The sequence below is a fragment of the Chitiniphilus eburneus genome, from assembly GCF_005048205.1.
Lineage (GTDB): Bacteria > Pseudomonadota > Gammaproteobacteria > Burkholderiales > Chitinibacteraceae > Chitiniphilus > Chitiniphilus eburneus.
Genome location: NZ_SUMF01000019.1, coordinates 45,480 through 70,051, shown reverse-complemented (window position 1 = coordinate 70,051; position 24,572 = coordinate 45,480). Strand labels below are relative to the sequence as shown.

Below are 24,572 nucleotides of genomic sequence, written 5' to 3'. Positions count from 1 at the left end.
GGGCAGGCACTGGAGATCGCGCGCTGGTCGCCGCCGATGCCGCCGCACTGGCCGATTTGCAGCCGCGCCCGCTGCCCGCCGTCGATCCCGCGCTGCCGGACCAACTGGGCAACGAGTTGCTGGCCCGTCGGCCCGATCTGCAAGCCGCGCGCTGGCGCGTGCAGAGCACGCTGTCGGCCATCGACGCCCAGCGCGCCGCGTTCTATCCGACGATCAGCATCGGCGGCTTTGCCGGCTTCGACACCATCACCATGGCCGATCTGTTCGACCGCGCCAGCCGCCAGTTCAACCTGATCCCCGCCATCAGCCTGCCGATCTTCGACAGCGGGCGCCTGTCCGCGCAGTTGGGCGCCAAGCGCGCCGACCGCGATGCGCTGATCGCCGAATACAACCAGGCAGTGGTGCGCGCCGTGCGCGAAGTGGCGCAGGAAGGGGTGACGCTGGCCGGGCTATCGCGCCAGCAGGTGGCGACACAGCGCCAGTTGCAGGCCAGCCGTCAGGTGCTGGACAACAGCCAGGCGCAGTTGAAGCAGGGGCTGATCGACCGCACCGCCGTGCTGAGCGCCGCGCTGCCGGTGTTCACCCAGCAGGACAGCCTGATCCAGTTGCACCACAGCCAGCTCAACAGCGAGCTGGCACTGATCAAAGCGCTGGGCGGCGGCTATCGCGCCGCCGAGCCGGACAAACAATAAGGGAGATATCCGAACATGAGCCAACCCCAGTCCTCCGCGTCGCACAAACGCAAGCCGTTGCTGCTGGCGCTGACCGTGCTGTTCGTTGCCGCCGGCATCGGTTACGGCATCTATTGGGCCACCGTGGCCTCCAAGCGCGAAACCACCGACAACGCCTACGTGGGCGGCAATGTGGTGACGCTGACTTCGCAGGTGACCGGCACCGTGACCGAGATCCGCGCCGACGAAACGCAACTCGTGAAGGCCGGCGATGACCTGGTACGCCTGGACCCGGCCGACGCCACCGTGGCGCTGCGCCAGGCCGAGGCCAAGCTGGGCGAGACAGTGCGCGATCTGAAAAAGCAGTACGCCAATGTCGACCAGTACGAGGTCATCCTCGAACAACGCCGTATCGATCTGAAAAAGGCGCGCGCCGACTACGACCGCCGCGCACCGCTGGCCGCCGAGCAACTGGTCGCAGCCGAGGAAGTGGCGCACGCCAAGGAAGCGCTGGACAACGCCCAGGTGGGCCTGGACGTGGCGCAGAAGCAACTGGAAGCCGCCCGTGCCGGCGTATCCGGGGTGGACCTGATTCATCACCCCGGCGTGCTCGCCGCAAAGTCCAACTTCGTGCAGGCATGGCTGACCAGCCGCCGCAATGCCATCCCGGCGCCGGTAACGGGCTACGTGGCCAAGCGTGGCGTGCAGGTGGGTGCGCGCGTCACGCCCGGCACCACGCTGATGACCATCGTGCCGCTGGACCAACTGTGGGTGGATGCCAACTTCAAGGAATCCGAGCTGAAGAACATCCGCATCGGCCAGAAAGCCAAGGCGGTGGCCGACGTATACGGCAGCAAGGTGGAATACCACGGCACCGTGATCGGCCTGGCCGCCGGGACCGGCAGCGCCTTCTCGTTGCTGCCGGCGCAGAACGCCACCGGCAACTGGATCAAGGTGGTGCAACGCGTGCCGGTGCGGATCGCGCTCGACGCCAAGGAGCTGTCGGAGCATCCGCTGCGCGTGGGGCTGTCGATGGAAGTGGAAGTGGACACCGAAAACCGCGACGGCACCGTGCTGGCCACCCAGCCCGCCGCGCGCCCGCTGTTCACCACCAAGGCGCTGGAACAACCACTGCCCGATGCCGAAAAGCTGGCCGACGACATCATCGCCCGCAACGCGACGCACTGAGTCCTTCCAAGAATAAAAAGCGAGCTGGTGCTGGGGAATCGGAAACGAAACCCCATACCTCGAACCACGGAGAACACAGAGAGCACGGAGGATTCACGGAGAAAACCAAAGTCGGGAGCGCGGGTATGACCATGCCGCCTTCACCTGTGCTTTGGGGTTCCGTGAATCCTCTGTGTTCTCACTCTCCTCTGTGGTTCGAGGTGTGGGGTTCCTCCCCCGCAGCCACTTCGCCTTCCACAGGTTGAATCATGAGTCAGACTGCCGCCGCCGCAGCGCCATCTCCGCCGATCCACGGCACGAAGCTGGCGCTGCTGACCTTCGCCGTGGCCTCGGCCACGTTCATGGAGGTGCTGGACACCACCATCGTCAATGTGTCCGTACCGCATATCGCCGGCGACCTGGCCGTTGCCGCCACCCAGGGCACCTGGGCCATCAGTTCCTACGGCCTCGCGGCCGCCATCGCCGTGCCGCTCACCGGCTGGCTGGCGCGCCGCTTCGGCGAGGTGCGCATGTTCACGCTCTCGGTGATCCTGTTCACCCTGATGTCGATCCTGTGCGGCTTTGCCAACAGCCTGCCGATGCTGGTGTTCTTCCGCTTCATGCAGGGCCTGGTCTCCGGACCGATGGTGCCGTTGTCGCAGACATTGCTGCTGGCCAACTATCCGCCTGAGAAAAAGGGGCTGGCGCTGGCGCTGTGGGCGATGACGGTGATCGTGGCGCCGATCTTCGGCCCGATGCTGGGCGGCTGGCTTACCGACAACTATTCCTGGCCCTGGATCTTCTACATCAATGTGCCGGTCGGCGTGATGGCGGCGTTCATGGCCTGGGGCATCCTCAAGGATCGCGAAACGCCCACCGCGCGCGTGCCCATCGACTACACCGGCCTGGTGCTGCTGTTCGTCGGCGTCGGTTCGCTGCAATTGATGCTCGACAACGGCAACGACATGGACTGGTTCAACTCCGGCTTCATCCTGACGCTGGGGCTGATCGCGGTGGTGACGCTATCGTTCCTGATCGTGTGGGAGCTGACCGACGAGCACCCCATCGTCGATCTCAGCCTGTTCAAGAGCCGCAACTTCCTGGTCGGCGTGGTGGCGTTGTCGCTGGGCGTGTTCTGCTTCTTCGGCAGCACCGTGCTGTTCCCGCTATGGTTGCAGACCGTGATGGGCTACACCGCCACCTGGTCCGGCCTGGCGACGGCGCCGGTGGGCGTGCTGGCGTTCATCCTGTCGCCGCTGATCGGCAAGAACATCCAGCGGCTCGATCTGCGGATGATCTCGTCATTCGCGTTCATGATCTTTGCCGCAACGATGTTCTGGTTCTCCAGCTTCACGCTGGAAACCGCGTTCGGCCAGGTGATCCTGCCGCGTATCCTGCAAGGGATCGGTGTGGCATGCTTCTTCGTGCCGGTGAACCAGATCGTGCTGTCCGGCCTGCCGCAGACCCGGCTGGCCGCCGCATCCGGGCTGTCCAACTTCTTCCGCACCATCTCGGGCAGCTTTGCCACCGCGATCTCGGTGTTCGTCTGGGACCACCGTGCCGCCTTCCACCACGCGCGGCTGACCGAGCACATCACCGCGACCGACCCGGCGACGCAGGACTACGTGAGCCGCCTGCAAGCGCTGGGCCTGCCGCAGAACGCCGCCTACGGCCAGATCGAACAGGTGATCAACCAGCAGGCGTTCCAGATCGCCACCAGCGAAGTGTTCCACGCGCTGGCGCTGATCTTCGTGGCGCTCGTGTTCATCGTCTGGTTCGCCAAGCCCCCATTTGGCACCACCGGTGGTAGAGGTGGTGGGCACTGAAGAGCAGGGAAGCTAACAAGGTAAAACCTGAATCCCCAACCACTCACCCCTTACGCGCCACCACGAATACCCGGCGAAACGGCAATGGCGTGACGGTGCCCTGGGCGGGATAAGCGTCACGCAGGCGCGGCGCCAGTTGCGCGGTGAAACGCGCCCAGGCGGCATCATCCAGCGCGGCGCGTATCGGGCGCAGCGCGGTGCCGCTCAGCCAGTCCAGCACCGGGTCTGGGCCGGCCAGCAGATGCACGTAGGTCGTTTCCCACGCATCCACCGTGTATCCGGCCGCCAGCAGATGCGCGGCATAGCCGGCGGCATCCGGCACTGGCTGGCGCAGCACGCCGCTGTTTCCCAGGCGCTCGCGCCAGGCCGGCGTATCGATCAGTTCGTGCAGCAGGCGATGTGACGGCGCGTCGAAATTGCCCGGCACCTGGAATGCAAACCACGCGCCGTCGGGCAAGGCCGCCAGCCAACCGGTCAACAACGCCAGGTGTTCCGGCACCCATTGCAGTACCGCATTGCTGATCGTCACGTCGGTATCCGCCTCGGGCCGCCATTGCCGGGCATCGAGCTGCCGCGCGGCCACGCCCTGCCGCTGTGCCGCCTCGACCATGGCCGGGTCCGCGTCGAAGCCTTCGATTTGCGCCCGCGGCCAGCGCTGGGCCAGAGTCGCGGTCAGGTTGCCCGGGCCGCAACCCAGGTCCACCACCCTGCGTGGCGCATCGGCGCCGATTTGCGCCAACAGATCGTAAAACGGCCGCGCACGTGCATCGGCATGACGAAGGTAAACGGCGGGGTCCCACATGGCTGGCTCCTGTCGATGATCCGGGCTGCTCGACATTACACGGCTGGCGCGCTGCTGCGGTCGGTTTTCCGTCGCGCTGTATCTGTCGGCACACCAGCGTGCCTGCCAATCTGCCGGATCACCCCCATCGGTCCATCCCATGCCCCAACTCGATCCGCAGCCGCTTGGCCCGTACCTGCCCGACTGGTGTCCGCCCCCCGCGCCCCCGCACATCCCGCTGCACGGCCATGGCTGCCGGCTGGAGCCGGTGGATGCCGCGCGGCATGCCGATGCCCTGTTCGCGGCATTCGCCGAGGACACGTCGCAACGCGCATGGACTTACCTGCCCTACGGCCCGTTCGCCGACGCCACTGCGCTGGCGGCTTGGCTGAACGGCAAGCGGGGGCTGCGCGACCAGCAGTTGTACGCCATTGTCGATACCGCCGACGGCGCGGCGCTGGGCCTGTGCGGCTATCTGCGCATCCAGCCCGAAGCGGGCAGCATCGAGGTCGGCAACCTGACCTACTCGCCACGCCTGCAACGCAGCCGGCTGGCCACGGCGGCCATGGCGCTGATGATGGAAAACGCCTTTGCGCTGGGTTATCGCCGCTACGAATGGAAGTGCAACGCGCTGAACGCGCCGTCGCGCCGCGCGGCGGAGCGGCTGGGTTTCACCTTCGAAGGCATCTTCCGCCAGGCCCTGGTGGTCAAGGGACACAATCGCGACACTGCGTGGTATTCGATCCTGGACCGCGAATGGCCCCGCCTGCGCGACGCCTATGCACGATGGTTGTCGCCGGAAAACTTCGATCCGGCGGGCCGGCAGCGTCAGCCGCTATCGGCCTTCATGGAGGCCGGCGAATGACCATGCAGTTGCGTCCGGCCCGGCCGGACGACCTCGACCGTGTCTGCCACTGGTCGACCGATGCGGAAACGCTGTACTTCATGTTTCCGACCGCCCGATTTCCGCTGACGCGCGCGCAATTGGAACAGGCGGTGGCGCAGCGTCACGCCGCCAGCGTGCTGACGGTGGACGACGAACCGGCCGGCTTCGCCAACTTCATCACGCTGGGGGCCGGCTTGCCAGCGACGCTGGGCAACGTGATCGTCGATCCCGCTCGGCGACACCAAGGCGTGGGCCGCGCACTGGTCGACGCGATGTGCCGGCTGGCCTGGCGCCAGGGGGCGGTCGATATCCACGCCACCTGCTTCGACCGCAATACCCCCGCACTGGCGATGTACCAGCAACTTGGCTTCACTCCCGTGGGTTGGCGACAACGGACCGACTACGCCGGCCACACGCATCTGGCCCTGGACCTGGCCCGCCCGCCGCGCGCGGCGGATACGGAAGGCGGCGTGGATTACGACGATGATCCGGGGCGTATCGACTTCGACTGGCTGACCGGGCAACTGGCGCAGACCTACTGGTCGCCGGGCATCGGCCGCCCCAAGGTGGAACTGGCAGCCCGACACAGCACGGTGGTGATGGGGGCATACGCCGAGGGCCGACAGATCGCCTACGCCCGCGTGTTGTCGGACAGCAACCGCTTCGCCTATCTGGCCGACGTGATCGTCGATCCAGACTGGCGTGGCCGCGGCATCGCCACCCGCCTGCTGAAGCGCGTGCTGGCGCACCCACGCATTGCCCACGTGGAAAACTGTTACCTGATGACCTTCGACGCCCACGCCATCTATCGCCCGCTCGGCTTCGAGGTCTACCCCCGGCCGGAGCGATTCATGTGGCGCGGCCGTGTTGCAGCTGCGCCAAGGTAGTGGGAAAAGGCAGATTCCGGGAACACAGAGAACAGCGTGGAAACCGTCTTGTGCCCGATCCAGCCCAGCCATCGGTTCAGCAATGCCGAATAGCTCACCCTCCGAGCAAAGCGAGGCTCCCTCGCGGTGGCGAGGGCGGGGGGAGTGGGGTCGATCAGGAAAGAGCCGGTGCCAGCATGCCAGCCACGGCGCGCACCCGGCTCCGCCGGGGGCATGCTTCACCTGGCACACCACCGGCATTACCCCTGCCCCCAGGCTCTCGCTATAATCCGCCCTTTGGACGCACGGGAAAACCACGCCATGTCCGGCCTGACCACCACCCAACTCACCAGCCTGAAGAAGATCTACGCCGGCAAGGTGCGCGATCTGTATGAGATCGACGCCCAGCGCATGCTGATGATCGCCACCGACCGGCTTTCCGCCTTCGACGTCATCCTGGCCGAACCGATCCCGGACAAGGGCAAGATCCTGACCGCGATCTCCAATTTCTGGTTCGACCTGCTCAAGGACGAAGTGCCCAGCCACTTCACCGGCGAGCGTGCCGAGGACGTGGTATCCGCCGAAGACCGCCCGCAGGTGGAAGGCCGCGCTGTCGTGGTCAAGCGGCTGAAGCCGGTGCCGGTGGAGGCCATCGTGCGCGGCTACATCGCCGGGTCGGGCTGGAAGGAATACAAGCAACAGGGCACCGTGTGCGGTATCGCGCTGCCGGCCGGGCTGAAAGAAGCCGACAAGCTGCCCGAGCCGATCTTCACCCCCAGCACCAAAGCGGCGGTGGGCGACCACGACGAGAACATCAGCTACGCGCGCTGCGAGGAGATCCTGGGCGCCGAGCTGGCCGCCAAGGTGCGCGACACCGCCATCGCGCTGTATCGCAAGGCGTCGGAATACGCCGCGACGCGCGGCATCATCATCGGCGATACCAAGTTCGAGTTCGGCCTGGACGAAAACGGCACGCTGACGCTGATGGATGAAGCGCTGACGCCCGATTCCAGCCGCTTCTGGCCCGCCGACCAGTACCAGCCCGGCACCAACCCGCCGTCGTACGACAAGCAGTTCGTGCGCGACTGGCTGGAATCCACCGGCTGGAATAAATCCCCGCCCGCCCCCGCGCTGCCGCGGGAAGTGGCCGAAAAGACCGCCGCCAAGTACCGCGAAGCGCTGGACAAGCTGATCGGCTGATCGGCCCGCCAGCGACCAAAGGCCGGGGAAACCCGGCCTTTTTGCATGGGTGCACGCCCGAAGGCAGCGCAGTGCCGGGCTGATCTTGCCACGCGCAGCCATCGGCGCAGGCGGTAGCGCAGCGCGGACGAATGGTCGGCAGCAATCAAATCTTGATCGCAACCAACGGTTACAAGGATTCCCAATGCTCACGAGCGCGGAAAGCGCTATCGTCGCAGCACTGATAGCGGGAGGCATGCATGTACCACGGAGAACGTTTCAACAGCTATAGCCACCTGGTCGGCTCCGCACTGGCGCTGGTCGGTACCGTGCTTGCCATCGTCTGGGCCAGCATCGGCGGCGATCCCAGAAAGATCGTCGGCGTATCGGTCTACGGTTTTACGCTGTTGTCGCTGTACACCATCTCCACGCTTTACCACTCGCTTCGTGGCCGCGCCAAACTGGTATTTCAGCGACTGGACCACTGCGCGATCTACCTGCTGATCGCAGGCAGCTACACGCCGTTCACCCTGGTCACGCTACAGGGCGGCTGGGGCTGGAGCCTGTTCGGCGTCAACTGGGGGCTGGCGGTGGTGGGCATCGTGCAGGAGCTGTGGATCGGCCACCGCACCCGTATCTTCTCGCTGCTGATCTACGTAATGATGGGCTGGCTGATCCTGGTGGCGATGGGCCCGCTGGTAGCGGCGCTGCCGCACGCCGGGCTGCTGTGGCTGGCCGGCGGCGGGCTGTTCTACACCGTGGGCATCATCTTCTTCGTCTTCGACGAAAAGATTCGCCATGGCCACGGAATCTGGCATCTGTTCGTGCTGGCGGGCAGCATCTGCCAGTACATCAGTATCGTGGGATATGTTTGAGGAACGGCTGGGAAGAGGAAAGGGTAACGACAAAGGCAATGGCCGGACCCCGGTAGCGCGAGCTGCCCACGACAGTACCCTTCCCCTTCCCAAAGAAGACGCCCGAAAGGGCGCCTTCTTTCACATCAGCAAATACGCCATTCGCGTCGCCAGGACGATCAGCAGGGCGGCAAAGCATTTCTTCAGTACAGGCACCGGCAGGCGTTGCGCGGCGGCGGCGCCGGCCTTGGCCAGCGGGAAGCTCGCCACGGCAATGCCGAACAGCGCCGGCAGGTAGACGAAGCCCAGGCTGCCCGCCGGCAGGGCCGTCTGCTCCCAGCCGCTGACCACATAGCCAACGGCGCCGGCCACGGCGATCGGCAGGCCGATGGCGGCCGAGGTGCCGATTGCGGCCTTCACCGGGACATTGTGCCAGGCCAGGAACGGCACCGACATCGAACCGCCGCCGATGCCCACCCAACTGGACACCAGCCCGATCGCGCCGCCCCACAGGCTCATGCCGCGCCAGCCCGGCAATTGCCGGTGCGGCTTGGGCTTGGCGTCGAGCAGCATCTGGGCGGCGACCACGTAGGCGAAGACGACGAAGAACCACTTCAGTACCACGTCGCTGAGCAGCCCGGCGAACTGCGCACCGGCGAAGGTGCCGATCAGGATGCCCGGCGTGATCGCGCGAAATGCCGGCCAGCGCACGTTGCCGCGCTGATCGTGCGCACGCAGGCTGGATATCGAGGTAATGACGATGGTGGCCAGCGACGTGCCCAGCGCCAGGTGCTGTGCATGCAGATCGGCGACGCCCAGCGCGTGGAACACGAACAGCAACGCCGGCACGATCACCAGCCCGCCACCCACGCCCAGCAGCCCGGCCAGGAACCCGGCGACGACGCCGACGCCCAGGCAGGCCGCCAGGACCGGCAGCCATTCGATCATGCGTCCTCCAGCGCGGCGCGGGCGGCATAGCGGCGCGCCAGCATCGAGCACACCACCAACTGGAGCTGGTGATAGAACATCACCGGCAACACCACCAGCCCGAGCGCGGGATGCCCGGCGAACAGCAGCTTGGCCATCGGAATGCCGCTGGCCAGACTTTTCTTGGAGCCGCAGAACACGGCGGTCACTTCGTCGGCCCGGCTGAACCCAGCGAACCGGCTGCCCAGCGTGGTCAGCGCCAGCACCAGGAACAACAGCACGCCCACCGACAGCCCCACGCCCAGCAGCATCCACCATGCGTAGTCGTGCCACAGGCCTGCGGCAGTGGAGTCGCAGAACGACGAATACACGATCAGCACGATCACCGCTTTATCCACCTTGCCGATCACGGCGCGACGGCGCGCGATGAAATCGGCCAGCCACGGTCGCAACGCCTGGCCGACGGCAAACGGCAATAGCAACTGGGTGGCGATATCGAGCATGGCCTGGTCCAGCGGCAGGCCATGGCCGCTGGTGCTGACCATCAACCCCACCAGCAGCGGCGTGGCGATCATGCCGATCAGGCTGGACAGCGAAGCATTGAAGATGGCGGCGGGCACATTGCCATGCCCCAGGCTGGTCATCGCCACGGATGAGGAAATGGTCGACGGCAGCGCGGTCAGGTAGAAGATGCCCAACAGCAGGTCCGGCGGCACGCGCCCCTGCGCGGCCCAGACCGCGCCACCGCCCAGCAAGGGGAACAGCACGAAGGTGCTGGCCTGCACGAACAGGTGCAGCCGCCAGTTGGTCATGCCCTGCTTGAGCCGCTCGCGCGACAGCGCGGCGCCATGCAGGAAGAACACCAGGGCCACCCCCAGATTGGTGACGACGCCCAGGTGCAGCGGGCCATCGCCGGTGCCGAGTGCCGGGTGCAACAGGGCCAGGCCGATGGCGGTCAGCATGGCCAGCAGAAAGCCGTCGAGACGGCGCAGGATCATGGTCATAGGCCACGGAGCATAACGGCGCGCACGGGCACCGGCCAAGCCGGAATTTCGCCAATCGGTACGGCGGCCGTCATCAGGGCAAGCAGCATGCTGGATGCCGTGCACGACGGCGCCTGCCGCGAAGTCTGTGGCATCGCGCGAGGGACAGAGCGCCGGCGCGGAAGGGGCATCGTCCCACGCGCCGACTCAACGGAAAGTCGCGCCGCCCTTACACGCGATAGCGCGCCATTTCCTCACTCATCCGCACGGTCAGCCCATCCAGGTGGTGTGCCGCATCGGCGGTGTGCCCGGCGGCGGCGTTGTTTTCCTCCGCGATCTGCGCAATGCGTTCCACCTGCTGCGCGATGTTGGTGCTGGCCTGGGCCTGCTCGCGAATCGCGCTGGCGATGTCCGCCACCATGGCCACCGCGTCATTGGCGCGGCCACGGATGCGGACGATGGTCTCGCCCGCCTGCTCGGCCCGATCGGCGCTGTCGGCCACGCTGCTGGCCACGCCGTCGATATGCTCGACCACGCGCAACGCGCCGCGCTGCACCCCACCGATCATGCGTTCGATCTCGGCGGTGGCCTGGGTGGTGCGTTCGGCCAGTTTGCGCACCTCGTCGGCGACCACGGCGAAACCGCGCCCCTGCTCGCCCGCGCGCGCCGCTTCGATGGCCGCGTTCAGCGCCAGCAGGTTGGTCTGGTCGGCGATGTCCTTGATCACGCCGGCCACGCTGCCGATACGGCTGGCTTCCTCGCGCAACTGGTCCACGTCGCCAGCGGCTTCGCGCACCGTATCGACGGCGGACTTGGTCCGCGTGACACCATCCAGGATCACCTGCTCGCCTTCTGCCGCCAATTGGCCGGCCTCCCGCGACAGGGCACTGGCCTCCTGCGCCCGATCGCCCACATGGTTGATGCTGACGGTGAGCTGCTCGATGGTGGCGGCAATGGCCGATGCCGACTCCGACGCCAGCGATGCGCTGCGCGCTACTTCGTCGGCGGTGCCCGACAGTTCTCGCGACGATTCGGCGACCCCGCTCACGCCCTGGCCAATGGTACGGAAGCTGGCCTGTAGCGTTTCGAGCAGCCTGTCCAGCGCGCGAGCGGTTTCGCCGATTTCATCCTGGGCGGTGGAGCCGACGCGAGTGGTGAAATCCAGCCGGCTGGCCACGCTGGTGGTGGCATCTCGCGCCGAGGCCAATGGCCCGGTGATGGAGCGGTAAAGCAGGAAACCCACACCCAGCACCAGCAGCGTGCAGGCGCCAATGACCGCCAGGGTCAGCGTACGGGCCTCGCTATAGGCCGCCTGCGCATCGGCACGCGATTGCCGTGCACCGTCCTGGCTATCCTTCACCACGGTATCGATGGTGTCGGCAATTTTCCTGGCCGCCGCCGTGGCGGCCGGATCGCTGACCGGCGCCGGATGCTCCGGGTCCATGGCGCGCGACAGCTCCAGCATGTGCTGGACCGCCTGGATGTATTCGCCAATGGCGCCTTCGAGTACATCGGCGGTTTGCAGATCATCCGGCGGCAACGGCAACTTCCGATATTCGGCCAACAAGGCAGCCAGCTTCTCTCGCTGCGCGGTGATGGCGGTATCCGCCTTTTGCTTGTCCGCCAGTTCGTGCGCGGCGACATGACGCACCACCTCCAGCCGCAACCCGACCATGGTGCCGTTCAGCTCGCGCGCGATGTCCACGGCGGGCAGCACGACATCGCTGGCATGCAACACATGTTCCTGAACCCGCGCGACCTGCCGCAGCGAAAGCCAGCCCAACAGGCCCAACGCCGCCACGGCAATCGCGATCAATGCGGCCAGCCGGTGTCCAACCGTTATGCCTTTAGCCATTTGCCTATCCCCAGTGATTGTTATTCACGCCATGACGTTGGCGTATCAGCCGAGTATAGAAGCGATCACTGAGCGGTGTATTGCTGGGGAAAGCCGCCTTGACAGCTAGAAAACTTTCAATAAAACCAAAGGATTAGCATGGCATGTGCGCCAAATGCGAACGAAATTTCAAACGGGGCAAGACGCCAGGCAGCCCGGTCCCGCTGAGAAGGAAAATAAGACGTATTTCGCGTAAGGCGTGACGAATACCCACCGTCGTGGCGGCCAGCGAAACCGCCTTCGGTCGGATTGGCGCGCGGCGTGACTCAGTCCAGCAGCGCCAGGATGTCGCGCCATTCGGCTTCGGATACCGAGGTGATTGACAGCCGGTTGCCCCGCTGCAATACCTGCATGCCCGCAAGCGTGGGCATGCGGCGCATTTCATCCAGCGACAACAGCCGCGTCTTGCGCACGAAGCGCACGTCTACCTGTTGCCACCGCGGCTGGTCCGGGGTGGACTTGGGGTCGAAGTATCTGGACTCGGGATCGAACTGGGTAGGGTCGGGATACGCCAGCCGGCTGACCTCGGCCAGCCCGGCAACGCCCGGCTGCGGGCAACTGGAATGGTAGAACAGCACGCCATCGCCCAGCGCCATCGCATCGCGCATGAAGTTACGCGCCTGGTAGTTACGAACGCCGTACCAGCCCACCTCGCCCATGCTTGCCAGATCGTCGATGGAAACGTCATCCGGTTCCGATTTCATCAGCCAGTAGCGCATGCCTGCCCCCATGTTCGTCGCGCCGCCACGATGCGGCCAAGCTGCCCACTTGGCAAGAGGCACTCGTCTTCCCGGCCGGATTCCGGCAGCAATGCGCTCCGGGTACTTCGCAAAGCGTCGGACAGGTCATATGGGCAGTAGAAAGTGAACGACGCTTAATGAACCTCACAGCCAGCGCAGCACCTGCCTCACATCCTACCTTGAGGGCGCATTCCGGGCTCCGCTGACAAGGAGTCCAAGTGCAGACAGTACAAATCGTGCGGCAAGCGCAGGACAACACAACCAGCGCAGCACCTGCTTCACATCCCACCTTGAGGGCGCATTCCGGGCTCCGCTGGCAAGGCGTCCAAGCGCAGACAGTACAAATCGTACGGCAAGCGCAGGACAACACAGCCAGCGGAGCACCTGCTTCACATCCTACCTGAGGGCGCATTCCGGGCTCCGCTGGCAAGGCGTCCAAGCGCAGACAGTACAAATCGTACGGCAAGCGCAGGACAACACAGTCAGCGGAGCACCTGCTTCACATCCTACCTGAGGGCGCATTCCGGGCTCCGCTGGCAAGGCGTCCAAGCGCAGACAGTACAAATCGTACGGCAAGCGCAGGACAACACAGCCAGCGGAGCACCTGCTTCACATCCTACCTGAGGGCGCATTCCGGGCTCCGCTGGCAAGGCGTCCAAGCGCAGACAGTACAAATCGTACGGCAAGCGCAGGACAACACAGTCAGCGGAGTCCGGAATGCGCCAACTCAGCTAAAGGTGTCCCAGGTCAGCTTGGCCAGCAACACCAGCGCCAACACCAGAAACAACTTGCGAATCCACGCATTCCCTCCACGCAGCGCCATGCGGCTGCCGACCTGCGCGCCAGCGATATTGGCCAGCGCCATCGGGATCGCCAGGCCAAAGATCACCATCTTGGCCGGGATGAAGAACACCAGCGAAGCAAGGTTGGTGGCGAGGTTGACCACCTTGGCCGACGCCGAGGCGCGCAGGAAGTCAAAGTGGAAGAAACGGATGAACAGGAAGATCAGGAACGAGCCGGTGCCGGGCCCGAAGAAGCCATCGTAAAAGCCGATGGCGGTGCCGATCGCCAGCCCAACGTAGAGGTCGCGCCGGGTCAGCGGCCGACCGGCATCCTGGTTGCCGAAAGCGGGTTTGAACCAGGTGTAGAGCAGCATCACCGCCAGCAGCACGATCACCAGCGGTCGCACCGCGTTGCCCGGCAGCAGGTGGATCGCACGCGCACCGAGATAGGCGCCGCAGAATGCCGCCAGCGCACTGGGCAGGAGCAGATGCCAATCCAGCCGCACCTGTCGCGCATAGCGCCAGGTGGCCGACGCGGTGCCCATGATGGCGGCGAACTTGTTGGTGCCCATCAGCGCGGCCGGAATCTCGCGCGGCAGCGTGGCGAACAGGCCCGGTACGAGGATCAGCCCGCCGCCGCCCACGGCGGCGTCCACCAGACCAGCCGTAAAGGCAAGCGGCAACAGAATCAATAACTGGGGTGGCACAAAGGCAATCAGGTCGGCAAGCATGGGCGGATAATGCCGATGCCGGCGATGCCGCACCAGTGCCGCCAACCCCAACGGGGACAATCCGTGCAGCCGTACGCGCCTTGCGTCGGCCGGAGCAGGTTCTTACCATATCGCCCTGACCGGCCGCGCGGATGCGACCTTCCCTATCTGGAGCCCACATGATCAAGACCGGGGTTTTCGCCCTGATGCTCGCCACCGTTGCCGCAGCCCATGCCGCGCCGGACCTGGCCTGCTACCAATCGTCCAGCAACAAGCGCACGTACTGCATCGACCGCACCGAAGCCACCAGCAGCGGCCCGATGCGCGCGGCACCCGCGTATCAACTGGAGGAAGACGGCACCAACAAGCCCACCGGCCTGTCGGTCCTCGCCAATTGCGAAAGCAAGAAAACCGGCCTGCTCGACGCCAACGGCACCGACATCACCGGCGGCCGCACGCCATCGCCGGTCGCCACCGCGCTGGCGGAAACGTTGTGCAAGCTACCCACCCCCAAGAACAACCCGCTGCTACCGACGTTTTAAGGCTGGCAGGGCAATAAAAAACGCCGCGTTCGCGGCGTTTTTCATCGGGCGCTGTGCGCATCATTTGCCGATGCAGAACTTGCTGAAAATCACACCCAGCAGATCGTCCGACGTGAACTCACCGGTGATTTCGCTGAGCACGTTCTGCGCCAGCCGCAATTCCTCGGCGAACAATTCCACCTGCTCATAGGCCGTCAGCGCCTGGTCCAGATGGGCGCTGGCACGGCGGATCGCATCCAGGTGGCGTTCACGGGCGATGAATACGCCATCGAGGTCGCCGAACCAGCCGACCTGGTGCAGCAGGCGCTGGCGCAACGCATCCAGCCCTTCGCCGGTCTTGGCCGAGACATGCACCACGTCGCGTGCGACATCGCCCGGCACGTCGCCGGTCAGGTCCACCTTGTTGAACACGCGCAGCACCTGCAGCTCGCGTGGCAGACGGCCCAGGATGTCCAGGTCGTGCTGGGTGACGCCTTCGCGGCTGTCCACCAGCAGCAAGGCCAGGTCTGCCTTGGCGATGGCGCCCCAGGTACGTTCGATGCCGATGCGCTCCACCACATCGTCGGTCGCGCGCAACCCAGCGGTATCGATGATGTGCACCGGCACCCCATCAAGCTGGATCAGCTCGCGCACCGTGTCGCGCGTGGTACCGGCGATCTCGGTGACGATGGCCACCTCCTCGCCCGCCAGGGCATTCATCAGGCTGGATTTGCCAACATTGGGCTGACCGATCAGGACGACATGCATGCCTTCGCGCAGCAGCTTGCCCTGTCGGGCGGTTGCCAGCACGCGCGCCAACTGGCCCTGGAGGTCACCCAGTTGGCCGCGTGCGTCGGCGGCATTCAGGAAATCGATGTCTTCCTCGGGGAAATCGAGCGTGGCTTCGACCAGCATGCGCAGATGGATCAGCGCATCGACCAGTGCACGCACCTCCAGCGAGAACGCGCCGTCCAGCGATTTGAGCGCGGATCGCGCGGCGGCTTCGGACTGAGCATCGATCAGGTCAGCGACGGCCTCGGCCTGCGCCAGGTCGAGCTTGCCGTTGAGGAAGGCGCGCTTGCTGAACTCGCCGGGCTCGGCATGGCGCGCACCCAGTTCGATGCAGCGGCGCAGCAACATGCCCAGCACCACCGGCCCGCCATGGCCCTGGATTTCCAGCACATCCTCGCCGGTAAACGAATTCGGACCGGGAAAGAAGATGGCCAGCCCTTCATCGATGGCCGAGGTATCCGCCGCGCGAAAACGGGCGAAATGGGCATGCCGCGACGTGAGCGGCCTGCCGATCAGGCCTTCGACGATGGTTTCCAGGCGGCTGCCGGAAATGCGGATGACACCAACCCCCCCACGACCCGGGGCGGTAGCGATGGCGACAATGGGAGGAGCAACAGACGGCATGAGCAACAACATCGATCAGGATGGAACAGCACGCCACGGCAAACCCACTCAAACCCCGACAAAAGCTGCCGTACGGGGGGCGCGATGGAGCGCGAAGGAGGTTGCGGGCGCGGACAACGGGGCGACAGCCTAACACAAGCGCGGTGCCGCACTGCAACATCGCGTACACGAGCGGTGGCGCGGCCGCTGACGGCAAATCGCCACGGTTTCTTCCCACGATGAAAAACGCCACCGCAAGCGGTGGCGTCTCTACGAACCGAAGTGGGCTTCGGCTGCCGGTCAGGCTGGCTTCTTCGGCGGCGCGGGCTTCTTGGGCTTGTCCGTCTTGGCCTGTTTGTCCTCGTTGTCGATGCCGCGCGTGATCCACCACTGTTGCAGGATCGACAGCACGTTGTTCACGACGTAGTACAGCACGAGGCCAGCCGGGAAGAACAGGAAGAACACGCTGAAGGCCAGCGGCATGATCTTCATCATCTTGGCCTGCATCGGATCGGGCGGCGGCGGCGACAGGCTGGTCTGGATGTACATCGAGACCGCCATCAGGATCGGCAGCACGAAGTACGGGTCTTTCACCGACAGATCGTGGATCCAGAACATCCACGGCGCCTGGCGCAACTCCACCGCGGCGATCAGCGCCCAGTACAGCGCAATGAAGATGGGAATCTGCACCAGCATCGGCAGGCAGCCGCCGAGCGGGTTGACCTTCTCGGTCTTGTACATCTCCATCACGGCCTGCTGGAACTTCACCTTGTCGTCGCCGTGCCGCTCCTTGAGCTGCTCCATGCGCGGCGCCAGCTTGCGCATGCGGGCCATGGAACGGTACGACGTGGCGGCCAGCGGGTAGAACACGGCTTTGATCAGCACGGTGAGCAGGATGATGGCCCAGCCCCAGTTGCCGACTACCTTGTGGATCTGGTCCAGCACCCAGAACAACGGCTTGGAGAAGATCGTGAAGATGCCGTAGTCCTTGATCAGATCGAAGCCAGGGGCCACCTGATCCAGGATGCGGGTTTCCTGCGGGCCGACGAACAGCGGCATGCTGGCGTCGAACTTGCCGCCAGCGGCAATGGTGGGCAGATCGACAATCACGCCGGCCGAATACAGACCGTCGGACAAACGCTTCATTTCATAGCGGCAATCACGCGGGCCGCAGAGCGAGGGCTGCCCCTTGGGCGAGGCCACCCAGGCGCTGGCGAAGTAATGCTGGATCATCGCGACCCAGCCATCCTTGGCCGCCTTGACGTATTCGGCCGTGCCCTTGTCCAGCTTGGCGAAATCGGCCTTCTGGAACTTGCCGGCCTCGGTATAGATTGCCGGGCCGGTGAAGGTATGCGCGCCGAAGAAACCGGGGTTGTCGGTCTGGCCGTCGCGCAGCAGACGATAGTAGGCCGAGGCGGTCAGCGGTTTGCTACCGCCGTTGACGATCTCGTACTTCACATCGACCAGGTACTGGCCGCGATGGAAGGTGTACACCTTGGCGATCTGCACGCCAGCCGGGCCGGCGGCGGTCAGACGCACGCTCAGCGCATTTTGGCCAGGAGCCAGCGCGTATTCGCGCTGTTCGGCCGTAAACACCGCCTTGTGCGTGGGCAGCCCTTCGCCCAGCAGGCCGGTCTGCGCCACATACACATGATCCTTACCGTCGGTGAGCATCACGAACGGTTTGTTCGGCTCGCCCGGCATGCCGTGCTTGAGCAGCGCAACGCGACGCAGGTCGCCACCGACGCTGTCGATCTGCGCGTCGTACAGGTCGGTCTTCACGTGGATGCGTTCGCCCGATTGCAGGCGGCCGGTATCGGGGGCGGCACTCGAGGCGGCAGCGCCAGCACCCGCAGCGCGTGGCGCGGCGGAAGGCAGGTCGGAACCGGCGGGAGCGGAAGCAGTGGGCGCATTGGCCGGCTGCGGGAAGCGCTGCGACATCCACTTCTGCCAGAAGAAGAGAATGCCGAAGGACAGCGCGATGAACAGGATAAGTCGCTTGGAATCCATCGTGGGCTCGGGAACGATCAGGGAACGGGGTCCGGGCCACTCCCACCCCAAGGGTGGCAGCGACAAAGACGGCGGATTGTAAGCCACCCGCCTTTACGCACGCCATATTTGGCGAACGCTTCGACGGCGTACTGCGAACAGCTGGGGGTGAAACGGCAGCGAGGGCCCAGCAGCGGACTGATGGTGCACTGATAAAGTTTCAGCAACGCCATCGCGCTGCGGGCGCCAAGGCCTGGCTGGCCGGATAGGGAGCCGGCCATACAGCGGCTACACATCGGCGCCGCCCGGTAGGGGAAAGCGTCCCCGGATGCGCCGGAACAACTGCGCCAGCGCCGCGCGCGCGGCGGCGCCTTCGGCGCGGCCGAAAGCGCGGCGCGGGCGGACCACGAGGTCGATGCCGGCCAACTGGACGGCCTCGTGTCGAAACAGCTCGCGCACGGTGCGCTTGATGTAGTTGCGCCCGACGGCCCGACGGTCGGTACGCCGCCCGACGACGACGCCCAGCCGGGCACCGTCCATCCCGTTGGGACGGCCCAGTACCTGGAAGAAGTCGTTACCGACGGAACAGCGCAAATTAAAAACGGATGAGTACTCATCCGTTTTCAACAGGCGCATCGCCCGCGTGTACCGATAGCGGCCAGCGCCGGCCACGGCGCGCTAAAGCGGTTAAACGCCGAGGCGGGCGCGGCCCTTGCTGCGACGTGCGTTCAGCACGGCGCGGCCGCCACGGGTCTTCATGCGGGCGCGAAAGCCATGGGTGCGCTTGCGACGGATAACGGAGGGTTGAAAAGTACGCTTCATGTTCTGTATTCCTGGCCGGACTAAGTAAACCGTTAATTACACAATCAAAAGAAGTCAATGTCAACCAGTGCGCAAGCGCAACGACCGGCCGTGCTTGTGGATAACTTTGTCCCGAGCGATTAGAATCCCCCTCTTACCCCCACCACACCCCGCCGACAATCCGCCCCCATCCCGCAGCGCAGCCTGCCGATGGCCGGCCTTTTATTCCCTGTCGGGGTGGCACCGCCGAAGAAACCCAAGCCATGTCCGTACTGGAAAACTGTTGGTCGCACTGCCTGGCAACGCTCGAAGAGCGTCTGGGCGCGGACCAGTTCCGCATCTGGATCCGGCCCCTGGTCGCCGAGGCCAACGGCGACGCGCTGAGCCTGATCGTCCCCAACCAGATTTTCCTGCAATTCATCCGTGATCGTTACATGGGCCTGATCGAAGAAGCCGCCAGCACCTTCTTCGACGGTGAAGCCCCGAGCATCGAACTGAAAGTAGGCAGCGCCGCGCGCAAGGCCCCGCCAGCACCGCAACCTGCCGCGCCAGCCACCCCGGCCGCGCGCCCCGCCATCCAGACGATCCAGAGCTTCGCCCCGAGCGCCGCAGCAGCGGCCCGGCCGGCGCTGGCCGCCGCCGCGGCCAACCACGAAACCACGCGCCTCAACCCCAATTTCACGTTCGAAACACTGGTTACCGGCAAGGCCAACCAACTGGCGCGCGCCGCCGCCGAACAGGTGGCCGAGAACCCCGGCGTCAGCTACAACCCACTGTTCGTCTACGGCGGCGTCGGCCTGGGCAAGACCCACTTGATCCAGGCGATCGGCAACCTGGTGCACCAGCGCAAGCCGCAGACCAAGATCCGCTACATCCACGCCGAAAAATATGTTGCGGACGTGGTCAAGGCCTACCAGCACAAGGCGTTCGACGAATTCAAGCGTTACTACCATTCGCTGGACCTGCTGCTGATCGACGACATCCAGTTCTTTGTCGGCAAGGACAAGACACAGGAAGAATTCTTTTACGCCTTCAATGCCCTGGTCGAAGCGCACAAGCAAATCATCATCACCTCGGATCGCTACCCCAAGGAAATCGATGGTTTGCAGGAACGTCTGACCAGTCGTTTCTCCTGGGGGCTGACGGTGGCAATCGAGCCACCCGAACTGGAAATGCGCGTGGCGATCCTGATGAAAAAGGCAGAGCGCGAGAACTTCAAGCTCGATTCCACCGTGGCGTTCTTCGTTGCCAAGAACATCCGCTCCAACGTGCGCGAACTGGAAGGTGCGCTCAAGCGCGTGCTGGCCTACGCCCGCTTCACCAACCAGCCGCTGACGCTGGAAGCCGCCAAGGAAGCGCTGCGCGACATCCTGGCTGCCGGCAACCGGCAGATCTCGGTCGAGAATATCCAGAAGACGGTGGCCGACTACTACAAGATCAAGGTTGCGGACATGCACTCCAAGAAGCGCACCCGCGACATCGCCCGTCCGCGCCAGATCGCCATGGCGCTGACCAAGGAACTCACCCAGATGAGCCTGCCCGCCGTGGGCGAAGCCTTCGGCGGACGCGATCACACCACCGTCCTGCACGCCTGTCGCACCATCGAAGACCTGCGACAGAACGATACCGAACTAGCCCACCAGTACGGCGTGCTGCTGCAAATGCTGCGTAGCTGACCCGCCGCGCGGGATCGCCCCCGGCAGCGCCGGAGTGCGAGTCGAAAGCATGGCCCGAATCGGGTAACATCCCTCTGTTTAACTTCTTTGCGGATTCATCACGATGCAACTCTTGCAAGCCGAACGCGATGCGCTTCTGAAACCGCTGGCAACTGTGACCGGCATCGTTGAACGTCGGCACACGCTGCCCATCCTGTCGAACGTCCTGATCCAGAAAACCGGGGACATGCTGGCCTTTACCGGCACCGACCTGGAAATCCAGATCGCCAGCACCCAGGTCGAGGGGTTTTCCGGCAACGACTTCGCGCTGACCGTCTCCGCCAAGAAGCTCTCCGATATCCTGCGCGCCATCCCCGACAAATCGGTGGTGACGTTCGAAGAAAACGAATCGCGCCTGACGGTGAAAGCCGGCAAGAGCCGCTTCGTGCTGCAAACGCTGCCCTCGGCCGACTTCCCCACGCTGTCGGTGGACACCAACCTGCGCGCCACCGTGCGCATGCCACAGGGCCAGCTCAAGGCACTGCTCGGCCGCGTGCAGTACGCCATGGCGCACCAGGACATCCGTTACTACCTGAACGGCCTGTTCCTTGTCACCGAAGGCAACCACCTCAAGCTGGTGGCCACCGATGGCCACCGCCTGGCGTACGCGTCGGCCGAACTGGAAACCAGCTTCGACAAGAACGAAGTGATCCTGCCGCGCAAGACCATCCTGGAACTGTACAAACTGCTCCAGGAAGTGGATGACGAAGTCACCATCGACATCGCCGGCAACCAGGTGAAGTTCAGCTTCGGCAACGTGGTGATCCACTCCAAGGTGGTGGACGGCAAGTTCCCCGACTACAACCGCGTCATCCCGCAGAACAACGACAAGCTGCTCACCATCGAGCGCCCGCTGCTGCTGGCCGCGCTGCAACGTGCAGCCATCCTTTCCAACGAAAAATTCCGCGGCGTGCGCCTGGTGCTGACCGATGGCGTGCTCAAGATCCTGTGCAACAACAACGAACAGGAAGAAGCGCAGGAAGAAGTGGAAGTGGACTACACCGGTGCGCCGCTGGATATCGGCTTCAACATCCAGTACTTGCTGGACGTGCTGACCAACCTGTCGGTCGAACAGTTGAACTTCACCTTCGGTGACGTCAACTCGTCGGTACTGGTGACCATCGCCGACAACGAGCACTTCAAGTACATCGTCATGCCGATGCGTATCTAGGCGAGCCCCACGCGCCGCAAGGTCGGGGCCGATCCCCGGCCTTTTGTCTTTCATGCAGGCTGAAAAAAGTACCCATGAGCGAAAACCACGATCACATTCCGCAACCCGCAGAACCCAGCAAGGAATACGGCGCCGACAGCATCCGCATCCTCAAAGGCCTGGAAGCGGTGCGCAAGCGCCCCGGCATGTATATCGGCGATACGCAGGACGGCACCGGCCTGCACCACATGGTGTTCGAAGTGCTGGACAACGCCATCGACGAAGCGCTGGCCGGCCATTGCGACAAGATCCGCGTGATCATCCACCCCGACCAGTCGGTAAGCGTGGAAGACAACGGCCGTGGCATTCCCACCGCGATCAAGGAAGATGACGAGTTCAAGCGCTCCGCCGCCGAAATCGTCATGACCGAACTGCACGCTGGCGGCAAGTTCGACCAGAACAGCTACAAGGTATCGGGCGGCCTGCACGGCGTGGGCGTCTCGGTGGTGAACGCGCTGTCCGACTGGCTGCGCCTGACCATCCGCCGCGACGGCAAAGTGCATGAAATGGAGTTCCGCCAAGGCGAGCGAGTCGAGCCGCTGAAAGTGGTGGGTCCCACCGAAAAGCGCGGTACCGAAGTGCATTTTCTCGCCAGCATCGAAACCTTCGGCCACGTGGAGTTCCACTTCGAAATCCTGGCCAAGCGCATCCGCGAGCTGTCGTTCCTCAACAACGGCGTCAGCATCGAACTGATCGACCGCGTGACCGGCAAGGAAGAGAACTTCTCCTATTCCGGCGGCGTGCGCGGCTTTGTCGAATACATGAACCGCAGCAAGAGCGTGCTGCATCCGCATATCTTCTACGCCATCGGCGAGAAGGACGGCATGACCGCCGAAGTGGCGATGCAGTGGAACGACTCCTATCAGGAATCGGTACAGTGCTTCACCAACAACATCCCCCAGCGTGATGGCGGCAGCCACCTGACCGCCTTGCGCCAGGTGATGACCCGCACGCTGAACCAGTACATCGAACAAGGCGAGTTCGCCAAGAAAGCCAAGGTGGAAACCAGCGGCGACGACATGCGCGAAGGCCTGACCTGCGTGTTGAGCGTAAAGCTGCCCGATCCCAAATTCAGCAGCCAGACCAAGGACAAATTGGTCTCCAGCGAAATCGGCCCGGTGGTGAACGAAGTGATCAGCGCCGCGCTGGCCGAGTTCATGCTGGAAAACCCCACCGACGCCAAGATCATCTGCGGCAAGATCGTCGAAGCCGCCCGCGCGCGCGAAGCCGCGCGCAAAGCGCGTGAAATCACCCGCCGCAAAGGCGTGCTGGACGGCCTGGGTCTGCCCGGCAAACTGGCTGACTGCCAGGAAAAAGACCCCGCGCTGTCCGAACTTTACCTGGTGGAGGGCGACTCCGCCGGCGGCACCGCCAAGCAAGGCCGCGAACGCAAGTTCCAGGCCATCCTGCCGCTGCGCGGCAAGGTGCTGAACGTGGAGCGCGCACGCTTCGACAAACTGATCAGCAGCGAACAGATCACCACCCTGATCACCGCGCTGGGCTGTGGCATCGGCAAAGACGACTTCAACATCGACAAGCTGCGCTACCACCGCATCATCATCATGACCGACGCGGACGTGGACGGCAGTCACATCCGCACCCTGCTGCTGACCTTCTTCTACCGCCAGTTGCCCGAACTGGTGGAGCGCGGCTACATCTACATCGCCCAGCCACCGCTGTACAAGATCAAGCACGGCAAGAGCGAGACCTACCTGAAAGACGATCAGGAGATGAAGCAATACCTGCTGCGCGCTGCCCTGAACAACGCCGAACTGCTGCCCGGCGAAGGCCGCCCCGGCATTGCTGGCGACGCACTGGAAGCGCTGGCACGCCAGTACTTCATCGTCGAAGCGGTGATGGAACGCGAAAGCCGCTTTCTCGACCCCGCCATCCTCAACGCCATCCTGGCCAGCGGTCCGCTCAGCCTGGATACGCCGGAAGAGGCCAAGGCCAGTGCCGACATGCTGGAGCAGATCATCAGCAACCCGATCTATCGCTTCGAAATCACGAGCGACGAGCATGGCGAGCGCTGCGCGATGAAGATCGAACGCCGTCAGCACGGCGTGGTTGCGGTGCAGTACATCGACGACGACTTCCTGCGCAGCGGCGACTACCTGCAACTGCGCAAGACCGCCGACATGCTCTCCGGCCTGCTCGGCCCCGACGCCAAGGTTCGCCGTGGCGACAACATCATGCCGGTCACCACCTTCAGCCAGGCGCTGAACTGGTTGTTGAACGAAGTGCGCCGCAACATCACCATCCAGCGCTACAAAGGCCTGGGCGAGATGAACGCCGAGCAGCTCTGGGAAACCACCATGGACGCCAGCGTGCGTCGCCTGCTGAAGGTCACCATCGACGACGCCGTGACCGCCGACGAAATCTTCACCACGCTGATGGGCGACCAAGTGGAACCGCGCCGGCACTTCATCGAGCAGAATGCGCTGGTGGCGCGGAATATCGATGTTTAATGTTGTTGTCGGGTGGCATGAAAAGTGAAAACTGTGCCAAATAAATGAAAAATTGGTGTCGGTGGTAATGAAAAAAGCTCCTTCCGGAGCTTTTTTCATAGCCATTTCTTTATTGTCGAGCGACTCGCACGAATTCTGCTAAATAGGATCGCAGTCACCGAAGCCCGAGGTTTTGCCCGCCCTCGAGGCCGGCAAGCTACGCGCAAC

The 24,572-nt window shown here is 64.4% G+C and carries 22 protein-coding genes; 11 read left to right on the top strand and 11 right to left on the bottom strand.

Features of this window, described 5'->3' with window-relative positions; translation table 11 throughout:
• The 3 genes from FAZ21_RS14570 to FAZ21_RS14560 all read left to right on the top strand — a co-directional run.
• The coding region (locus FAZ21_RS14570; protein ID WP_169307416.1) for a TolC family protein at window positions 1-692 on the top strand (692 nt) is incomplete at its 5' end.
• 15 nt (window positions 693-707) lie between these two features.
• Window positions 708-1,859, top strand: a complete 1,152-nt coding sequence (locus tag FAZ21_RS14565; RefSeq protein ID WP_136774173.1) for an HlyD family secretion protein — start codon at window positions 708-710, stop codon at window positions 1,857-1,859.
• A 248-nt stretch (window positions 1,860-2,107) separates the two neighbouring features.
• Window positions 2,108-3,664 carry a DHA2 family efflux MFS transporter permease subunit gene (locus FAZ21_RS14560; protein WP_136774172.1) on the top strand — a complete coding sequence of 519 codons (1,557 nt, stop codon included), beginning with the start codon at window positions 2,108-2,110 and terminating at the stop codon, window positions 3,662-3,664.
• Between the two features lie 43 nt (window positions 3,665-3,707).
• Here FAZ21_RS14560 and FAZ21_RS14555 read toward each other — a convergent pair whose 3' ends face one another.
• Entirely contained in the window at window positions 3,708-4,466 is a 759-nt protein-coding gene (locus FAZ21_RS14555) for a trans-aconitate 2-methyltransferase (protein WP_136774171.1), read from the bottom strand.
• A 139-nt stretch (window positions 4,467-4,605) separates the two neighbouring features.
• Between FAZ21_RS14555 and FAZ21_RS14550 the strand changes: the two genes are divergently transcribed.
• From FAZ21_RS14550 to trhA, 4 genes are all read left to right on the top strand, one after another.
• Complete coding sequence (locus tag FAZ21_RS14550; protein ID WP_136774170.1) at window positions 4,606-5,310, top strand: GNAT family N-acetyltransferase; 705 nt, start codon at window positions 4,606-4,608, stop codon at window positions 5,308-5,310.
• Entirely contained in the window at window positions 5,307-6,218 is a 912-nt protein-coding gene (locus tag FAZ21_RS14545; RefSeq protein WP_169307415.1) for a GNAT family N-acetyltransferase, read from the top strand. Before FAZ21_RS14550 ends, FAZ21_RS14545 begins: the two co-directional genes overlap by 4 nt.
• Before the next feature lie 300 nt (window positions 6,219-6,518).
• Window positions 6,519-7,397, top strand: a complete 879-nt coding sequence (locus FAZ21_RS14540; protein WP_136774168.1) for a phosphoribosylaminoimidazolesuccinocarboxamide synthase — start codon at window positions 6,519-6,521, stop codon at window positions 7,395-7,397.
• Window positions 7,398-7,636: 239 nt separating this feature from the next.
• Window positions 7,637-8,251, top strand: coding sequence for a PAQR family membrane homeostasis protein TrhA (trhA, locus tag FAZ21_RS14535; RefSeq protein WP_136774167.1), 615 nt, complete (start codon window positions 7,637-7,639; stop codon window positions 8,249-8,251).
• Between the two features lie 120 nt (window positions 8,252-8,371).
• Here the strand turns inward: trhA and FAZ21_RS14530 are convergent, their stop codons facing one another.
• From FAZ21_RS14530 to FAZ21_RS14510, 5 genes are all read right to left on the bottom strand, one after another.
• Window positions 8,372-9,178, bottom strand: a complete 807-nt coding sequence (locus tag FAZ21_RS14530) for a sulfite exporter TauE/SafE family protein (RefSeq protein ID WP_136774166.1) — start codon at window positions 9,176-9,178, stop codon at window positions 8,372-8,374.
• Window positions 9,175-10,155 (bottom strand): bile acid:sodium symporter family protein, encoded by a 981-nt coding sequence (locus FAZ21_RS14525; RefSeq protein ID WP_246038672.1) that lies wholly within the window; start codon window positions 10,153-10,155, stop codon window positions 9,175-9,177. The genes FAZ21_RS14530 and FAZ21_RS14525 overlap by 4 nt, the downstream gene beginning before the upstream one ends.
• Window positions 10,156-10,369: 214 nt before the next feature.
• Window positions 10,370-11,995 (bottom strand): methyl-accepting chemotaxis protein, encoded by a 1,626-nt coding sequence (locus FAZ21_RS14520; protein ID WP_136774164.1) that lies wholly within the window; start codon window positions 11,993-11,995, stop codon window positions 10,370-10,372.
• Window positions 11,996-12,300: 305 nt separating this feature from the next.
• Window positions 12,301-12,753 (bottom strand): EVE domain-containing protein, encoded by a 453-nt coding sequence (locus tag FAZ21_RS14515; RefSeq protein ID WP_136774163.1) that lies wholly within the window; start codon window positions 12,751-12,753, stop codon window positions 12,301-12,303.
• A 748-nt stretch (window positions 12,754-13,501) separates the two neighbouring features.
• Window positions 13,502-14,287: a sulfite exporter TauE/SafE family protein gene (locus FAZ21_RS14510; RefSeq protein ID WP_246038670.1), complete on the bottom strand. Its 786-nt coding sequence runs from the start codon at window positions 14,285-14,287 to the stop codon at window positions 13,502-13,504.
• Between the two features lie 158 nt (window positions 14,288-14,445).
• Here FAZ21_RS14510 and FAZ21_RS14505 point away from each other — a divergent pair, with 158 nt between their 5' ends.
• Window positions 14,446-14,808 carry a hypothetical protein gene (locus FAZ21_RS14505; protein ID WP_136774162.1) on the top strand — a complete coding sequence of 121 codons (363 nt, stop codon included), beginning with the start codon at window positions 14,446-14,448 and terminating at the stop codon, window positions 14,806-14,808.
• A gap of 60 nt (window positions 14,809-14,868) precedes the next feature.
• On the opposite strand, the gene mnmE is transcribed toward FAZ21_RS14505, so the two are convergent.
• From mnmE to rpmH, 5 genes are all read right to left on the bottom strand, one after another.
• On the bottom strand, window positions 14,869-16,203 hold the full coding sequence (gene mnmE / locus FAZ21_RS14500) for a tRNA uridine-5-carboxymethylaminomethyl(34) synthesis GTPase MnmE (protein WP_136774161.1): 1,335 nt from the start codon (window positions 16,201-16,203) through the stop codon (window positions 14,869-14,871).
• Window positions 16,204-16,482: 279 nt separating this feature from the next.
• Window positions 16,483-18,192, bottom strand: a complete 1,710-nt coding sequence (gene yidC / locus FAZ21_RS14495) for a membrane protein insertase YidC (RefSeq protein ID WP_136774160.1) — start codon at window positions 18,190-18,192, stop codon at window positions 16,483-16,485.
• A gap of 17 nt (window positions 18,193-18,209) precedes the next feature.
• On the bottom strand, window positions 18,210-18,404 hold the full coding sequence (gene yidD / locus FAZ21_RS14490; RefSeq protein ID WP_136774159.1) for a membrane protein insertion efficiency factor YidD: 195 nt from the start codon (window positions 18,402-18,404) through the stop codon (window positions 18,210-18,212).
• A gap of 55 nt (window positions 18,405-18,459) precedes the next feature.
• Window positions 18,460-18,807, bottom strand: coding sequence for a ribonuclease P protein component (gene rnpA, locus FAZ21_RS14485; protein ID WP_136774158.1), 348 nt, complete (start codon window positions 18,805-18,807; stop codon window positions 18,460-18,462).
• A 51-nt stretch (window positions 18,808-18,858) separates the two neighbouring features.
• The gene (gene rpmH / locus FAZ21_RS14480) at window positions 18,859-18,993 is read right to left on the bottom strand and encodes a 50S ribosomal protein L34 (RefSeq protein ID WP_136774157.1); all 135 of its coding nucleotides are present in this window, start codon (window positions 18,991-18,993) and stop codon (window positions 18,859-18,861) included.
• A 242-nt stretch (window positions 18,994-19,235) separates the two neighbouring features.
• Between rpmH and dnaA the strand changes: the two genes are divergently transcribed.
• From dnaA to gyrB, 3 genes are all read left to right on the top strand, one after another.
• Window positions 19,236-20,648: a chromosomal replication initiator protein DnaA gene (gene dnaA, locus FAZ21_RS14475; protein ID WP_136774156.1), complete on the top strand. Its 1,413-nt coding sequence runs from the start codon at window positions 19,236-19,238 to the stop codon at window positions 20,646-20,648.
• A gap of 103 nt (window positions 20,649-20,751) precedes the next feature.
• Window positions 20,752-21,858, top strand: a complete 1,107-nt coding sequence (gene dnaN, locus FAZ21_RS14470) for a DNA polymerase III subunit beta (protein WP_136774155.1) — start codon at window positions 20,752-20,754, stop codon at window positions 21,856-21,858.
• Window positions 21,859-21,932: 74 nt separating this feature from the next.
• Entirely contained in the window at window positions 21,933-24,365 is a 2,433-nt protein-coding gene (gyrB, locus tag FAZ21_RS14465; RefSeq protein WP_136774154.1) for a DNA topoisomerase (ATP-hydrolyzing) subunit B, read from the top strand.
• Window positions 24,366-24,572: the final 207 nt, after the last annotated feature.

What these genes read in the sequence shown, in the direction of transcription:
- FAZ21_RS14505 (WP_136774162.1), top strand. Translation starts at nt 14,446, where the DNA reads ATGATCAAGACCGGGGTTTTCGCCCTGATGCTCGCCACCGTTGCCGCA.
- yidD (WP_136774159.1), bottom strand. Translation starts at nt 18,404, where the DNA reads ATGGCGTTGCTGAAACTTTATCAGTGCACCATCAGTCCGCTGCTGGGC.
- rnpA (WP_136774158.1), bottom strand. Translation starts at nt 18,807, where the DNA reads ATGCGCCTGTTGAAAACGGATGAGTACTCATCCGTTTTTAATTTGCGC.
- FAZ21_RS14510 (WP_246038670.1), bottom strand. Translation starts at nt 14,287, where the DNA reads ATGCTTGCCGACCTGATTGCCTTTGTGCCACCCCAGTTATTGATTCTG.
- FAZ21_RS14560 (WP_136774172.1), top strand. Translation starts at nt 2,108, where the DNA reads ATGAGTCAGACTGCCGCCGCCGCAGCGCCATCTCCGCCGATCCACGGC.
- gyrB (WP_136774154.1), top strand. Translation starts at nt 21,933, where the DNA reads ATGAGCGAAAACCACGATCACATTCCGCAACCCGCAGAACCCAGCAAG.
- FAZ21_RS14565 (WP_136774173.1), top strand. Translation starts at nt 708, where the DNA reads ATGAGCCAACCCCAGTCCTCCGCGTCGCACAAACGCAAGCCGTTGCTG.
- FAZ21_RS14540 (WP_136774168.1), top strand. Translation starts at nt 6,519, where the DNA reads ATGTCCGGCCTGACCACCACCCAACTCACCAGCCTGAAGAAGATCTAC.
- mnmE (WP_136774161.1), bottom strand. Translation starts at nt 16,203, where the DNA reads ATGCCGTCTGTTGCTCCTCCCATTGTCGCCATCGCTACCGCCCCGGGT.
- dnaN (WP_136774155.1), top strand. Translation starts at nt 20,752, where the DNA reads ATGCAACTCTTGCAAGCCGAACGCGATGCGCTTCTGAAACCGCTGGCA.
- FAZ21_RS14555 (WP_136774171.1), bottom strand. Translation starts at nt 4,466, where the DNA reads ATGTGGGACCCCGCCGTTTACCTTCGTCATGCCGATGCACGTGCGCGG.
- FAZ21_RS14515 (WP_136774163.1), bottom strand. Translation starts at nt 12,753, where the DNA reads ATGCGCTACTGGCTGATGAAATCGGAACCGGATGACGTTTCCATCGAC.
- yidC (WP_136774160.1), bottom strand. Translation starts at nt 18,192, where the DNA reads ATGGATTCCAAGCGACTTATCCTGTTCATCGCGCTGTCCTTCGGCATT.
- trhA (WP_136774167.1), top strand. Translation starts at nt 7,637, where the DNA reads ATGTACCACGGAGAACGTTTCAACAGCTATAGCCACCTGGTCGGCTCC.
- FAZ21_RS14530 (WP_136774166.1), bottom strand. Translation starts at nt 9,178, where the DNA reads ATGATCGAATGGCTGCCGGTCCTGGCGGCCTGCCTGGGCGTCGGCGTC.
- FAZ21_RS14550 (WP_136774170.1), top strand. Translation starts at nt 4,606, where the DNA reads ATGCCCCAACTCGATCCGCAGCCGCTTGGCCCGTACCTGCCCGACTGG.
- dnaA (WP_136774156.1), top strand. Translation starts at nt 19,236, where the DNA reads ATGTCCGTACTGGAAAACTGTTGGTCGCACTGCCTGGCAACGCTCGAA.
- rpmH (WP_136774157.1), bottom strand. Translation starts at nt 18,993, where the DNA reads ATGAAGCGTACTTTTCAACCCTCCGTTATCCGTCGCAAGCGCACCCAT.
- FAZ21_RS14525 (WP_246038672.1), bottom strand. Translation starts at nt 10,155, where the DNA reads ATGATCCTGCGCCGTCTCGACGGCTTTCTGCTGGCCATGCTGACCGCC.
- FAZ21_RS14520 (WP_136774164.1), bottom strand. Translation starts at nt 11,995, where the DNA reads ATGGCTAAAGGCATAACGGTTGGACACCGGCTGGCCGCATTGATCGCG.
- FAZ21_RS14545 (WP_169307415.1), top strand. Translation starts at nt 5,307, where the DNA reads ATGACCATGCAGTTGCGTCCGGCCCGGCCGGACGACCTCGACCGTGTC.